Source organism: Streptomyces sp. YS-3, assembly GCF_045257485.1.
Taxonomy (GTDB): Bacteria; Actinomycetota; Actinomycetes; order Streptomycetales; family Streptomycetaceae; genus Streptomyces.
The window spans coordinates 1-13,308 of sequence record NZ_JBJHPC010000150.1; the positions used below are offsets into that span (position 1 = coordinate 1).

Here is a 13,308-nt window from a genome sequence, read left to right on the forward strand (position 1 = left end):
GGGGCCGGGGTGGGCGGTCAGGAGCGAGCAGTAGCCGCCGGTGCGGTTGAAGTAGGCGTAGACCTCGAACCGGCCGTCCTCGGGGGTGAGGAGCACATTGGGCGTGTGCAGCGGGTAGAACCAGCCGGCGGTGTCGGGGAAGCGCTCGCGGAAGCGGCGGCGTACGAAGGCGGGGGCCTCGATCATCTCCAGCCGCTCGGTGTCACCGCGCTCCGGCGCCGGGAGCGGGCCGGTGGCGCGGACGTCGGCGTAGCTGACGCCGAGACAGCCCTCCACGGCGTTCAGGAGCGGCAGCAGCGGTGCGGGCACTTCGGCGACCGGTACGCGGCGCTCCAGCACCCCGGCCGAGTGACGCGCGTAGAGCGCAAGGCTCTCACGGCTGCTGAGATCGACCGCGTTGGGCAGCACGCCGAGGGGGCGGAACCCGTTGCGGGCGACCACGCGCTGGGGTCCCGCGCTGACGGTACGGACCGTCGCGTACACCGAGTCCAGGCGCCCGCTGTCCAGCATCCGGGCGCACAGCGCCTCGGTGAGCAGGGCGGCCAGGCCGCCGGCGCGGTGCTCGGGGTGGACGGCGAGGCCTTCGAGGCGGCCGATCCGGCTGCCCGGTTCGCCGTGGATGGCGGCCGACGCGGCGAGCGCGCCGGTCGCGGGGCAACGGGCCACCAGCCACAGGGAGTCGGGATCCTGGATGAGCCGGGCCATCTCGGCGGGGTCGGTGCCGAGTCCGGCCGGGTAGTGCGGGCCGTAGACGGCGTAGTAGAGCTGGCGGAGTTCGGCGATGTCGGCGCCGGTGGCCGTCGCGACGAGGGCGTTCACCGCTCGCTCCCGACGGTCTCGGGGGCGCGGTCGGCGGCCTCGCTCGGACCCGGGCCGTCGGCGGGCCCGTCGGGTGAGCCCAGCAGGGCCAGCGCCACCGCGGCGGGCAGCAGGCCGGCGGCCTGGACCAGGCACAGGGTCCGCGCGGACAGATGGTCCCCGGCCAGGCCGAACAGCAGCGAGGCCACCGGGAAGGAGGCGCCCAGGACCGCCTGCATCACCGCGAAGAACCCGGGCTTGTCGGCGGCGGGCACCAGCCGTTGGAACAGGGCCACGAAGCGGACCCCGATCACCCCGACGCACCAGCCGGCCACGACCAGGCTCGCCGCGAAGACCAGCCGCCCGGCGAACAGGCCCGGCAGCGCGAGGGCGCCCGCCATCAGCGCCAGACAGCAGGCGCCGGTGACGGTGGGCCGCCCCGGCACCCGGGCGCCGGTGAACGAGCCGATCAGCGTGCCGCACCCCAGGGACGCCTCCAGGAGCGCCACGGTGGAGCCGCCGTCGCCGAGGACGGTACGGGTGTAGAGCGGGATGACGACGAAAACGGCCGTGGTGAAGAGGTTGGCGGCGGTGAAGCAGACCAGGATGCGGCGTACGTAAGGGAGTCCGCCGAGGATGGCGCGGAGCGTACGCCGCTCGGGCGCTCCGGCCGGGTCGGTCCCCTCGTCGGAGCCGGGCGCGGTACGGAAGCGGACGCCCGCGACCAGCAGCGCGGCGGCGAGATAGGCGGCCCCGCAGCCCGCTCCCAGCCCGGCCACGCCCGCCCGGTCGACGGTCACGGCGCCGAGCAGCGCACCGCCGAGCCCGGCCAGGGACTGGGTGGACAGTTCGAAGCCGGTGGCCGTCTCGATGTCCTCGTCGTCGACGAGTTCGGGCACCGAGGTGGTCAGACAGGGGTCGAAGAAGGCCTGGCAGGTGGCCAGGGCGAGGGTCGCGGCGTAGACGGCGGGCAGCGGAAGGCCGCTCGTCCACGCCCATACGGCCAGTGCGACGGCGACGGCTCCGGCCACCGCGGCGGCCGTGCGCAGCACCGAGCGGTGGGCGCTGCGGGCGACGACCCGCGCCACCACGGGGGCGAGCGCCACGGCGGGCAGGGTGCTGACGGCCATGAACAGGCCCGAGGCGAGGCCGCGTCCGCCGTCGACGGCGTAGGCGACCAGCCACCAGGAGACGCCGACCTGGAACATGCGGACGGCCGCCTGGGTCAGGACCTGGCTCAGCCACACGGCGCCGAAGGCGCGGTTGCGCAGGACGAGCGGCCTGCGGCGGCCCCCGTCCATCAGGGGGGTGCTCATGTCGTGGGCCTCTCGTCCAGGACGCGGACGAGCTTGCCCGTGCGCGGGTTGACGGTGAGGTCGCGGTGGCGCGCCCATTCGACGCGGAGCGGGTGCACGAACCCGGTGCGCACACTGTCCGGGTACAGCGGCCGGGAGTTCTCCAGCTCGGTGACGACGGCCTTGGTGAGCACGTCGAGCGCGGCCGGGTCGTCGTCGCCGGGGGCGGTGGCGAGGCGCAGCACCAGTCCGTCGCGGCCCTCCCAGCGGCGTACGACCAGTTGCATGCCGGCGATGCGGCCGTCGGTGTCGGCCCGGGCGACGGCGTCCTGGGCGTCCTGCGCGTACAGGGACACGGGCCCCACCCGGACGCCCTCCTCGGCGCGGCCCAGGATGCGGAAGTGGCCGGGGCCGGTGCCGGTCCACTCGGCGCGGTCGCCGGCCGGGTAGCGGATGACGGGCATGAGTCGGCGGAAGAGACTGGTCACCACGGCCCGGCCGGGGCGCCCGGGCTCGGTGATGGGCTCGCCGGTGGTGTCGTCGAGGATCTCGACGATCGAGTGCGGGGTGAAGGCGCGGTGCACCCGGGGGTCGGGGCCGGGCACGGGGCGGCCGAGCAGCCCCGCGTCGACGCTCGCGTAACCCACCGAGCGGATCGCCGCGTTGGGGAACGCGGCGGCCAGCAGCCGCCGCTGGTCGGCGAAGAGGGCCTCGCCGCCGAAGAGGACCAGCTCCACCGCGTCCAGGCGCAGGTCCGCCGCGAGCACGTGCTCGGCGAGACGGCACAGCGTGGTGGTGGTGCCGGTCAGGACCTGCGCGGCGAATTCGCGCAGGGTCGCCACCGTCGACTCCAGCGGCGCGGCGCCGCCGATGGGCAGCCGTACGTTGTCGACGGGGGCGTGGGCCAGCGAGTCGAGGAGGAACAGGAAGCTGGCGTAGAGCTCGCCCGCGTAGAAGAGGTCCGCGACGCGGTGGCCGGGGCGCAGACCGGTGTCCACCAGGCCCTGGCCGAAGACGGTCACGAAGGTGCGCCACTCGTCGCGGGTGTAGACCGAGAACTTGGGGGCCCCGGTGGTGCCGCCGGTCTTGTAGACGGTCGCCTCGCTGAGGGGTCCGGTCAGGACGCGGTTGCCGTCGAGGGTGTTGGCCGCCCAGAACGTCTCCTGGTCCACGACCGGCAGATCGGTGAGACGGTCGGCGTCCGGCGGCAGGGACGCGTAAAGCTCTTGGTAGTAGGGCGAGTTGTGACGGGCGAACCGGATGAGGTCCGAAAGCTGCTGGGCGGACATGCGGCCTTTGCCTAGGTGAACGGATGAGGGCGGGAATCACCGCGGCATGGCGCGACCAGGTGCTCGCCGCCTGCGGGATCGATCGGCGTACAGGGGATTTCCCCGTGCCCCTGACGCCTCGGAGCGCGCCGAGAACTGACGCGCGGTCATGATGATGGGACATCCGCGCGCGAATCGCAAAGTTGGCCGCACATCCATCGGTATTCCTGGCCGAAAACAATGATTCCTTCGGGAAAAAGCGGTTGATCATGCAACGATCGAAGGTGTTCGGCCACGATCCGGGCACTCTTCTAAGGTGGGGGGATGCACACCGTGGCCGTCCTCGCGCTCGACGGGGTCATCCCCTTCGACCTGTCCACACCCATCGACGTCTTCCAGCGCACCCGGCTGCCGGACGGCCGCTCCGCCTACCGCGTCCGGGTGTGCTCACCGGCCGGGGAGGTCGACGCCGGGGCGTTCACCCTGCGGGCCCCCTGGCGGCTCGACGCGCTGGCCGGGGCGGACACGGTGGTGGTGGCCGGCTGCGCCGAACCCCTGGCTCCCGTCCCGGACGAGGTCCTGGACGCCCTGCGGGACGTGGCCGCCCGCGGCACCCGGATCGCCTCCATCTGCACCGGCGCCTTCATCCTCGCCGCGGCCGGACTCCTCGACGGCCGGCGGGCCACCACGCACTGGGCCGCCGCCGCGCAGCTCGCCGAGCGCCATCCCGAGGTCGACGTCGACCCGGCCGTGCTCTACGTCGACGACGGGCAGGTGCTCACCTCCGCGGGCGCCGCCGCCGGTCTCGACCTGTGCCTGCACATGGTCCGCCGCGATCTGGGCTCCGCGGTGGCGGCCGACGTGGCGCGGCTTTCGGTGATGCCGCTGGAACGCGAGGGCGGCCAGGCGCAGTTCATCGTCCCCGAGCATCCGCCCGCCCCGCGCGGCTCGACGATGGAGCCCCTGCTGATCTGGATGGAGGAGAACGCGGGCGAGGAGCTCACCCTCGACGACCTCGCCGCGCGCGCCGGGATGAGCCCGCGCACCCTCCACCGGCGCTTTCGCGAGCAGACCGGGACCTCGCCGCTGCGCTGGCTGCATCTGGCGCGCATCCGCCGGGCCCAGCACCTCCTGGAGACCACGGCCCACCCCGTCGACCGGATCGCCCGCCAGGTCGGCTTCGGCTCCCCCACCGCTTTCCGGGACCGTTTCAAACGCCTCATCGGCACCAGCCCGCACGCCTACCGGCGCAGCTTCCAGCGGGTCTGACCGTCGTTCCACCGGCCCGGCCGGGTGGATGGAACGGCTCCCGGACGCCCCGCAGCCGCCCACCGGGGAGAGTCGGCGGGCGGCTGCGGTGTCACCCGCGGCGAGCGGTCAGCACTGCCGCAGACCGTAGGCCGGGTCCTGGCCCGTGTTGACGTCCACGGCGGGCACATTGCCCCAGGCGCCGTTGTCGAGCTGCGTCCAGTACCAGATGTCGTTCTGGCCCTGGTGCGGGTCGCCGTGGCCCCAGCACTGGAACCAGCTGAAGGTGCCGTTCAGCTGCCCGCGGGTCGCCGAGCGGTACGAGCGGTCCGCGTAGCCCTTCGCGCCCGCCTTGTTGCCGCAGTACAGCCGCCCGTCCGAGCGCACCCCGCACTCGGCGGCCGGCTTGGCGGCCTTGGCGGGGGCGGCGGCCACGGCCGGAACCGCGGCGGTGAGTCCGGCCGCCAGGACGGGGGCGGACGCCATCAGGGCGAGCTTGTGACGTACGTTCATGGTGTGCGTGCTCCTTGTGTGCGTCGTCGGTGCTGCGCGTGCCCCGCGCCACGTGGAGCGACTCTCGGGAGAGATGGGGGTGGCGTCCGCCGCCGGGCGGGACGGTTCGAGCCTGGCCGTCGCCGGGCGCCGCTGTCGAGGAGGCGGCCGTCGCCTCCGCCCACGTGAAACGGGAAACACCCCGGGAAACAGCGCGCCCCGCCCGCCGTCAACCGGCCGGTCCGCAGACGGGTCGGTACGGCAGCCCGGGCAGCAGCCGGGCCCAGTCGCGCGGACCCGGGCCGCCCAGGAGACGGCAGACCTGGGCCTCGCGCGCCCGCACGTCGGTGGCCCACAGCCGGACCGTGCCGTCGTTGCTGCTGCTCGCCAGGGTCCGCGGCCGGCCGGTGGCCCCGGGTGCGAAGACCACGCCCCACACGGCGCCCGAGTGACCGCTCAGGGTGGCGATCAGCCGCCCCGGACCGGGCTGCCACAGCCGTACGGTCCGGTCGCCGCCGCTGCTCGCGAGGACGGCTCCGTCCGGGCTGAACGCCACCGCGCGCACCGGACCGCTGTGCCCGGTGAGCGAGCGCGGGGCGGTGGCCCGCCGGACGTCCCACAGCCGGACCGTGCCGTCGTTGCCGCCGTCGGCCAGGGTGCGGCCGTCGGGCGAGAAGGCCACCGCGCGCACCGAGCCGGTGTGGCCGCGCAGGACCCTGCCCGCGGTGTGTCCCACCGGGTCCCACAGCCGTACCGTCAGGTCGTCGCTGCCCGTGGCGAGGGTGCGCCCGTCCGGGCTGAAGGCGACCGCGTTGACGAAGTCCTCGTGCCCGCGCAGGACCACCAGCGGCGCCCCGTCGGCGGCGCGCCACAGGCGTACCGTACGGTCGGCGCTCCCCGACGCCAGGGTGCGCCCGTCCGGGGAGAAGGCGACGGCGAACACCGAACCGGCGTGGCCGGTCAGCGTGGTGAGGAGCCGGCGCCGGGCCACGTCCCAGAGCCGGACCGCGCGGTCGGCGCCCGCGGAGGCCAGCAGCCGGCCGTCGGGCGAGAAGGCGACGGCGAACACCGATCCGTCGTGCCCGGTGAGCGGCGGGAGCGGGCGGCGCCGGGCCACCTCCCACAGCCGTACCGTGTGGTCGGCCGCCGCCGAGGCCAGCAGCCGGCCGTCCGGCGAGAAGGCCGACTGCCACGCCTCGGTGAACGGCCGGGCGACCAGGGCCGGTCCGGCCGGGTTCCACAGCACCACCGACTGGTCGAAACCGCCGCTCGCCAGGCGTCCGTCGGGGCCCGCCGCGAGGGACAGCACATAGTCGGTGTGGCCCGGGAGCACCGCCGCGACGCGGCGGTTCACCGGGTCCCACAGCCGGACCGTGCCGTCTCCGCTCGCGCTGGCGAGGGTGTCCCCCGCGCGGCTGAAGACGACCGCGTTCACATCGTCGCCGTGCCCGGTGAGGACCGCGCGCGCCGTGCCGTCCCCGGTGTCCCACAGCCGTACGGTGCGATCGGCGCTGCCCGACGCCAGAGTGCGGCCGTCCGGGGCGAAGGCCAGTCCGAGCACCTGGTCGGTGTGGCCGGTGAGGACGGCGCCCGCGCTCCCCCCGGCCGTCTCCCACAGCCGGACCGTACGGTCGGCGCCCGCCGAGGCGACCGTCCGTCCGTCGGGGGCGTAGGCGACCGCCATCACCGCGTCGCCGTGCCCGGTGAGCACCGCGCGCGCCCTGCCGTCGGCGGTGTCCCACAGCCGTACCGTACGGTCGACTCCGCCCGAGACGAGCGCGCGTCCGTCCGGGGAGAAGGCGACCGAGCGCACGGCTCCCCGGTGGCCGGTCAGGATCGCGGTCATCCGGTGCGCGGGCATGTCCCACAGCCGGACCGAGCCGTCCGAACCCGCCGTCGCCAGCCGGTGGCCGTCGGGCGCGAAGGCCACGGCCATGACGGGGCCGTCGTACCCGGTGAGCGTGGCCGTCCGCCGGTGGCGGACGGTGTCCCAGATCCGTACGGTGGCGTCCGCCCCGGCCGAGGCGAGCAGCCGCCCGTCCGGGCTGAAGGCCACGCCGTCGACAGCCCCTTGATGGCCCGTCAGGCGTCCGTCGAAGTACTGGGCCTGGGTGCTGAGGAGGGCGCCGCGCGACTCGGGGGTGGAGGCGGTCCGGTAGGCGGCGGCGGCCAGCAGCATGGACGCCTCCGGGCGGCCCTCGGCGAGCGCCTCGGACCGTACCGCCATGGCCTGCGACTGGGCGGTGCGCCGCTCCCGGTACGCGTCGGAGCGCTGGCCGAAGGCGACGGCGCCCGCCGCGACGGCCACGGCGAGCAGGGCGGCCAGCGCGCCGAGCAGGATGCGGCGGACCCGGACGTGGCGGCGGGCCGCCCGCCTGCCGCGCTCCTCCTCGGCGAGGCACGCCGCCACGAAGGCGGCCTCCCGCTCCCCCAGCCGGTCCCCGCCCCCGGGCCGCCGGTCCCAGTCACGGACCGCGTCGAGCCGCGCGCCCCGGTAGAGCAGTCCGGGGTCGTGCCCGGCGCGCGCCCACTCCACGGCGGTGTCCGCGAGCTGCTGGCGCTGTACGAGGGCGGCGCGGTCGCTCTCGATCCAGCCGCGCAGCCGGGGCCAGGCGTGCAGCAGCGCCTCGTGGGTGATCTCCACGCTCTGGGCGCCCGCGGTGACCAGGCGCGCGCGTACGAACGCGTCGAGGGCGCGGGCGGCGGCCTCCGGGTCCGCCGACTGGCCGGGGATCAGGGCGCGTTCGAGCGGGCGGCGGGTCTGGGCGGCGGAGCCCTCGCCGATCCGCACCAGCCGGACGAGCAGTTGGCGTGCCATCCGCTGCTCCGCCGGGTCGAGACGGCTGAACACGGACTCGGCGGTGCGGGCCACGGCGCCGTGGATGCCGCCGGTCGTCTCGTACCCCGCGACCGTCAGCACCCGGCCCGAGCGCTGCTGCCAGGTCGCCAGCAGGGCGTGGCCGAGCAGGGGCAGCGAGCCCGGTGAGGCGGCCGGTCCGGAGCGCAGGTCCCGCAGCAGCAGCTCCGCCAGACCCGGTTCCAGGGCGAGGCCGGCCCGTTCGGTGGGGCCGGTGACGGCGGCGCGCAGCTCGGTGTCGGACATGGGAGCGAGGGCGAACAGGCCGTGGGTGAACGCCTCGGCGAGTTCGGGGTGGTCGAGGCAGTGCCCGAAGAAGTCGGCGCGCACCCCGAGGACGACGGCCGCCTCGACCGGCCGTGCGGCGGCGGGGGTGCGCGTTCCGGTGCCGGAGGCCAGGGTGTGCAGGACGGCGACGAAGGCACGGCGCTCGCTCTCGTCGGCGCAGAGGGTGAAGAGCTCCTCGAACTGGTCGACCACGAGCACGAGTCCGGGCCGCCCCCGGGCCTCTCGGGCCGCGTCCAGCAGGGCGTGCGGCCGTGCGGCCAGTGCCTCGGGGGTGAGGCCGTCGCCCGCGCGGCCGAGCCGGTCCGCGGCGCAGCGCACCAGCTCCTTCAACGGGTGCGCGGTCGGCGTGCACACCACGGCGGGCCAGGCGGCGGACCCGGCGACCGGGAGCGCGCCGCGCCGCAGTGCGGGCAGCAGTCCGGCCTGGAGCAGCGAGGACTTTCCCGCGCCCGAGGGCGCGACCACGGCGAGGGGGCCGTGGCCCATGCGCTCGGCGAGCCGTCCGACCAGCTCGGCCGTGGCGGCGTCCCGGCCGAAGAACCACTCGGTGTGCTGGGGCTCGTAGGCGGCGAGTCCCCGGAAGGGGCAGGGCCCCGGCTCCGGGCCCGTCTCGCCCGAGCGGGCCGCGGGGACGCCGGGGGCGGTGGCGGGTCCGGCGGGAGTCCTCGCGGCGGGCGGCGGGTCCGGGACGAGCCGGGTGAGGTCCCCGCCCGCGTCCAGCACGGCGTCGCAGCGCCGGGCGACATCGGGCGTCGGGGGCTTGCCACCGTTCTCGATCTTGCTGAGGTAGCCCTTGCTGTAGTGGACCGAGCGGGCGAGCTCGGTGAGGGACATCCCGCGCAGGCTCCTGAGCCGCCGCAGCTCGGCGGCGAACTCACCGGCCCTCTCGTCGTTCGTCGGCACGAGCCGTTCCTTTCCGTGACCGACGGGACGTAAGCCTCGAAAGGGGGACGGGTACCGGGCGCGCCCCCGGGTCGCTCGGAATGGTGGATTGCGGAATTCCGGGCAGTCCGGCTGGGTCGGCCGGACAGCGGGCCGTATCCCTCGGCCGGGCCGCGGGAGCCGTACCACCGGGGCCGCGCGCGGCCCCGGTCAGTCCTGGCCGAGTTCGGCCGTCAGGGTGTCGAGGCTCTCCAGGCGCCCGGCCGACTCGGTGAGCAGCGGAACGGTCGCGACCAGGATCAGTTCGGTCACCGCGATCTCGTGGGTGAGCGGCGCGATGGGGCCCGCCGCGTCCCGCGGCAGCCGCAGCAGCACCTCGGCCTGCGCGGCCAGCGGGGACTCCCAGGCATCGGTGACCAGCACGAGCCGCGCCCCGCGCGCCCGCGCCGCGTGGACGAACCGGGCGGTGGTGTCGCTGTAGCGGCGGAAGTCGTACGCGACGACCAGATCGCCGGGGCCGAGATCGAGCAGCACCCGGGCGCGCTCGGCCGCCCCGTCCGGGACCCGGCGCACGCCGGGGCGCAGACTGGCCAGCTGGCGGACCAGGTAGTCGGCGGCGAGTTCGCTGAGCGGGCCGCCCATCCCCCACACCCCGCGCGCCTGGGAGAGCAGCGCGGCGATCCGGGCGAGCAGGGGTTCACCGGCCGCGGCGACGGTGGCGTCCAGCCCGGCCCGCAACTGCTCGGCCGCGCGGCGCGGGCCGTCCGGGGCGGTGGCCACGAACTCGCGCAGCCGGGAGCGGTCGTGCTCGCGGCCCTCGGCCCGTACCGCGGCCTGGAACTCGGCGAAGCCGGACCAGCCGAGCCGGGCGAAGAGCCGCGAGGCGGTCGGCGGACTGACCTGCGCCCGGTCCGCGAGGGAGCGCAGCGAGCCCAGGGCGGCGAACGGATAGTCGTCGAGCAGGACGCGCACGATGGCCTGCTCCCCGCGCGGCAGCTCCGGATAGACCGCCCCGAGCCGGGCCGTCACCTCGTCGTCGTTCGCCATGCCACTCCCCCGCCGCCTTCGCCGATGAAGAAACGATTGTTACGTAACCAGTGATCCTCTCGGGTTAGAGTAACGTTCGTGACTATAGACGAGCGCCCCTCCGCAAGCACCTCCGTACGGACCCGCCCCTGGCGCGGCCTCATCGACGGCTACCGCGCCTGGCTGCCCGTCACGGACACCACACCCGTGGTCTCGCTCCACGAGGGCAACACACCGCTCGTCCCGGCCGTTCATCTGTCGGTGCTCACCGGCTGCGATGTGTGGCTGAAGGTGGAGGGCGCCAACCCCACCGGTTCCTTCAAGGACCGGGGCATGACGGTCGCGGTCAGCAAGGCCGTGGAGGCCGGCGCGCGCACGGTGGTGTGCGCCTCGACCGGCAACACCAGCGCCTCGGCCGCCGCGTACGCGGCCCGCGCGGGCATCGGCGCCGCCGTCCTGGTCCCGCGCGGCCACATCGCGCTCGGCAAGCTCGCGCAGGCGGTCCGCTACGGCGCCGAGATCGTCGAGGTGACCGGTTCCTTCGACGACTGTCTGCGCATCGCCCGCGAACTGGCCGAGCACCACCCGGTCGCGCTGGTGAACTCGGTCAACGACCACCGTCTGGCGGGCCAGCAGACCGTCGCCTTCGAGGTCGTGGACGCGCTGGGCGACGCGCCGGACATCCACTGCCTGCCGGTCGGCAACGCGGGGAACATCACGGCCGCCTGGCGGGGGTACGAGGCGTACGCCACCGCCGGTCACGCCACCCGCGCGCCCCGGTTGTGGGGCTTCCAGGCGGCGGGCGCGGCGCCGCTGGTCCACGGCGAGGTGGTGGCCGAGCCGGAGACGGTGGCCACCGCGATCCGTATCGGCAACCCCGCCTCGTGGACCGGCGCGATCGCGGCGCGCGACAGCTCCGGGGGCCTGATCGGCGCCGTCACCGACGAGCAGATCCTCGACGCGTACCGCATCGTCGCCCGCCACGAGGGCGTCTTCGTCGAGCCCGCCTCGGCGGCCGGCATCGCGGGCCTGCTCGCCGAACACCGCGCGGGCCGCCTCGACCCCGGGCAGCGCGTGGTGGTCACGGTCACCGGCAACGGCCTCAAGGACCCGGACGCCTCGATGCGCGGCGGCTACGAGTCCACCACGTCCTCGGCCCGCACGGCGGACGTGGCCCGGGCCCTGCACCTGGCTTCCTGACGCCCCGGCCGGACCGGACGCAGCCGCGGCGGTCCCGGCACCACCCCGACGAGTGAACGGGCACCCCCGGGAACCATCGGGGCGGCCCGTAGACTCGGCGGATGGCCAAGTACTTCGATGTCCACCCCGACAATCCGCAGCGGCGCACCATCAGCAGCGTGACCGACAGCATCCGCTCCGGCGCGCTCGTGGCATACCCGACGGACTCCTGCTACGCCCTGGGGTGCCAGCTCGGCAACCGCGACGGCATCGACCGGATCCGGGCGATCCGCCAGCTCGACGACCGGCACCACTTCACCCTGGTGTGCGAGACGTTCGCGCAGCTCGGCCAGTTCGTACAGATCGACAACGATGTGTTCCGGGCCATCAAGTCGGCGACGCCGGGCAGTTACACCTTCATCCTGCCCGCGACCAGGGAGGTGCCGCGCCAGCTGCTGCACCCGAAGAAAAAGACGGTCGGGGTGCGCATCCCGGACCACACCGTCACCCAGGCGCTCCTCGCCGACCTGGGCGAGCCGCTGCTCTCCAGCACTCTGCTGCTGCCCGACGAGGACGAACCGATGACGCAGGGCTGGGAGATCAAGGAGCGCCTCGACCACGTGGTGGACGCCGTGATCGACTCGGGCGACTGCGGCACCGAGCCGACCACCGTCATCGACTTCTCCGACGGCGAGGCCACCATCGTCCGCCGCGGGGCGGGCGACACCTCGCGCTTCGAGTAGCCCGGATCAGTCCAGCCGGATCAGTCCAGGTCGAAGTGGTACTGGCCGGCCTTGAAGTCCGCGAAGAGGGTGTACTCCACACCGGCGTGCGCGTCGTCGTCCTTCTCGACGGGCTCCAGGTTGACCAGCGCGTACTCGCTGTACCCGTCGAAGTCGCCCGGTCCATCCGCGACACCGACGTGGATCGGGGTGTCGTCCGGCAGCCCCTGGAGGGCCTCGCGCAGACGCGCCGCGGTCCACACCCGGGGGTTGTGCTCAAAGGTGTCAGTCATGGAGCGAGGCTAGCGGCGCGGGCGGGCCGGGCCGCGTCACCGCGCCGGAAACGGGCGCGAAGCGCACGTTGACACAGGCCAGCCGCGCGCCCGCGGTCCCCGCGCGCCCGGGGTCGGTAGCCGTGGCCGTCTCGTGGAGCACCAGCGAGTTGGCCTCTCCCGGCCGGATGCGCCAGGCGACCTGCGCGCTGGACTTCCCGTCACCGCGGGCGTCGGTGGTCAGGTCGAGCCACACCTCGTTGCGCGGGTTGGCGTACGCGGGGTCGGTGGACGGCTGAACGGGGTCGGGCTGGTTCTGGTAGTGCGGGCCCGAGTCCTCGGGGTTGGTCCCGCACGGCATCCGGTGCACATGGGCGCCGTAGGTGTGGTTGGGCAGGGCGCCCTTGAGGCTCAGTTCGAAGCGGCTGGTGGTGTCGGCCGCGGACTCGCCGACGGCGACCATGGTGCCCACCGGCACCCAGGCGGGGGCGTAGGTCACCGCCCGGTGCGCCGAAGGGTCCGTGGCGGCGGCGAACGCGGTGACCAGCCCCACCGACACGTTTTCGGCGACCGCGGGCTGGGCGGCGACGGAGAGGGTGAGCGCGGCGGCGGCCGAGGCGGCGCCGAGAGTGTGCCGGAGGTGCATGGGGGGTCCGTTCAGTCGGTGGGGGTGGAGTCGGGGAGCGCGCTCGGCGCGCCTGTCGCCGCCGCGGGGACGAGGGGCGCCGCAGGCCCGGTCGTGGCCGCCGCCGCCGGGACGAACCGGGCCGTCACATAGTGGTCGCCGTCCATCGTGACGGTGAGTTCGCCCGCCCGGGTGGGCTGCGGCCTGCCGTCCACGGTCCATTGGTCGAGCCGGTAGCCCGCCTTGGGCACGGCGGCCACGGTGACCTGGTCGCCCTTGTCGAAGAGGCCGGTCGCGGCCACCGTGACGGCGCCGTGCGCGGGGTCGTCCGGGGCGGCGGTGAGCGCGTACCGGGC

Annotated in this window: 12 protein-coding genes; 3 read left to right on the forward strand and 9 right to left on the reverse strand. The window is 74.9% G+C overall.

What is annotated here, in order from left to right:
* The 3 genes from ACJA3G_RS15080 to ACJA3G_RS15090 all read right to left on the reverse strand — a co-directional run.
* Window positions 1–819, reverse strand: an 819-nt coding sequence (locus tag ACJA3G_RS15080; RefSeq protein WP_406553484.1) for a GNAT family N-acetyltransferase, incomplete at its 3' end; no start/stop codon positions are given.
* Window positions 816–2,114, reverse strand: coding sequence for an MFS transporter (locus ACJA3G_RS15085; protein WP_406553485.1), 1,299 nt, complete (start codon window positions 2,112–2,114; stop codon window positions 816–818). The genes ACJA3G_RS15080 and ACJA3G_RS15085, both read right to left, overlap by 4 nt.
* On the reverse strand, window positions 2,111–3,382 hold the full coding sequence (locus ACJA3G_RS15090; protein ID WP_406553486.1) for a phenylacetate--CoA ligase family protein: 1,272 nt from the start codon (window positions 3,380–3,382) through the stop codon (window positions 2,111–2,113). Before ACJA3G_RS15090 ends, ACJA3G_RS15085 begins: the two co-directional genes overlap by 4 nt.
* 303 nt (window positions 3,383–3,685) lie before the next feature.
* Here ACJA3G_RS15090 and ACJA3G_RS15095 point away from each other — a divergent pair, with 303 nt between their 5' ends.
* Window positions 3,686–4,630, forward strand: coding sequence for a GlxA family transcriptional regulator (locus tag ACJA3G_RS15095; protein ID WP_406553487.1), 945 nt, complete (start codon window positions 3,686–3,688; stop codon window positions 4,628–4,630).
* 108 nt (window positions 4,631–4,738) lie between these two features.
* Here the strand turns inward: ACJA3G_RS15095 and ACJA3G_RS15100 are convergent, their stop codons facing one another.
* From ACJA3G_RS15100 to ACJA3G_RS15110, 3 genes are all read right to left on the reverse strand, one after another.
* Entirely contained in the window at window positions 4,739–5,122 is a 384-nt protein-coding gene (locus ACJA3G_RS15100) for a hypothetical protein (RefSeq protein ID WP_406553488.1), read from the reverse strand.
* A gap of 208 nt (window positions 5,123–5,330) precedes the next feature.
* Window positions 5,331–9,080: a helix-turn-helix domain-containing protein gene (locus ACJA3G_RS15105; protein ID WP_406553494.1), complete on the reverse strand. Its 3,750-nt coding sequence runs from the start codon at window positions 9,078–9,080 to the stop codon at window positions 5,331–5,333.
* Window positions 9,081–9,338: 258 nt separating this feature from the next.
* A complete protein-coding gene (locus ACJA3G_RS15110) occupies window positions 9,339–10,175 on the reverse strand; it encodes a MurR/RpiR family transcriptional regulator (protein ID WP_406553489.1) in 837 nt (278 codons plus the stop codon).
* A gap of 84 nt (window positions 10,176–10,259) precedes the next feature.
* Between ACJA3G_RS15110 and thrC the strand changes: the two genes are divergently transcribed.
* Both thrC and ACJA3G_RS15120 read left to right on the forward strand, forming a co-directional pair.
* On the forward strand, window positions 10,260–11,354 hold the full coding sequence (thrC, locus tag ACJA3G_RS15115) for a threonine synthase (RefSeq protein WP_406553495.1): 1,095 nt from the start codon (window positions 10,260–10,262) through the stop codon (window positions 11,352–11,354).
* A gap of 101 nt (window positions 11,355–11,455) precedes the next feature.
* On the forward strand, window positions 11,456–12,076 hold the full coding sequence (locus ACJA3G_RS15120; RefSeq protein WP_406553490.1) for an L-threonylcarbamoyladenylate synthase: 621 nt from the start codon (window positions 11,456–11,458) through the stop codon (window positions 12,074–12,076).
* A gap of 20 nt (window positions 12,077–12,096) precedes the next feature.
* On the opposite strand, the gene ACJA3G_RS15125 is transcribed toward ACJA3G_RS15120, so the two are convergent.
* The 3 genes from ACJA3G_RS15125 to ACJA3G_RS15135 form a co-directional block, all read right to left on the reverse strand.
* On the reverse strand, window positions 12,097–12,348 hold the full coding sequence (locus tag ACJA3G_RS15125) for a DUF6225 family protein (RefSeq protein WP_406553491.1): 252 nt from the start codon (window positions 12,346–12,348) through the stop codon (window positions 12,097–12,099).
* Window positions 12,341–12,973, reverse strand: coding sequence for a superoxide dismutase family protein (locus tag ACJA3G_RS15130; protein ID WP_406553492.1), 633 nt, complete (start codon window positions 12,971–12,973; stop codon window positions 12,341–12,343). The genes ACJA3G_RS15125 and ACJA3G_RS15130 overlap by 8 nt, the downstream gene beginning before the upstream one ends.
* 11 nt (window positions 12,974–12,984) lie before the next feature.
* A partial coding sequence (locus ACJA3G_RS15135) for an InlB B-repeat-containing protein (RefSeq protein ID WP_406553493.1) occupies window positions 12,985–13,308 on the reverse strand: 324 nt, incomplete at its 5' end.

Bases quoted from the DNA above. Each gene is read 5' to 3' on its own strand.
- ACJA3G_RS15105 (WP_406553494.1), bottom strand. From the start codon at position 9,080: ATGTCCCTCACCGAGCTCGCCCGCTCGGTCCACTACAGCAAGGGCTAC.
- ACJA3G_RS15095 (WP_406553487.1), top strand. From the start codon at position 3,686: ATGCACACCGTGGCCGTCCTCGCGCTCGACGGGGTCATCCCCTTCGAC.
- ACJA3G_RS15085 (WP_406553485.1), bottom strand. From the start codon at position 2,114: ATGAGCACCCCCCTGATGGACGGGGGCCGCCGCAGGCCGCTCGTCCTG.
- ACJA3G_RS15090 (WP_406553486.1), bottom strand. From the start codon at position 3,382: ATGTCCGCCCAGCAGCTTTCGGACCTCATCCGGTTCGCCCGTCACAAC.
- ACJA3G_RS15100 (WP_406553488.1), bottom strand. From the start codon at position 5,122: ATGAACGTACGTCACAAGCTCGCCCTGATGGCGTCCGCCCCCGTCCTG.
- ACJA3G_RS15110 (WP_406553489.1), bottom strand. From the start codon at position 10,175: ATGGCGAACGACGACGAGGTGACGGCCCGGCTCGGGGCGGTCTATCCG.
- ACJA3G_RS15120 (WP_406553490.1), top strand. From the start codon at position 11,456: ATGGCCAAGTACTTCGATGTCCACCCCGACAATCCGCAGCGGCGCACC.
- ACJA3G_RS15130 (WP_406553492.1), bottom strand. From the start codon at position 12,973: ATGCACCTCCGGCACACTCTCGGCGCCGCCTCGGCCGCCGCCGCGCTC.
- ACJA3G_RS15125 (WP_406553491.1), bottom strand. From the start codon at position 12,348: ATGACTGACACCTTTGAGCACAACCCCCGGGTGTGGACCGCGGCGCGT.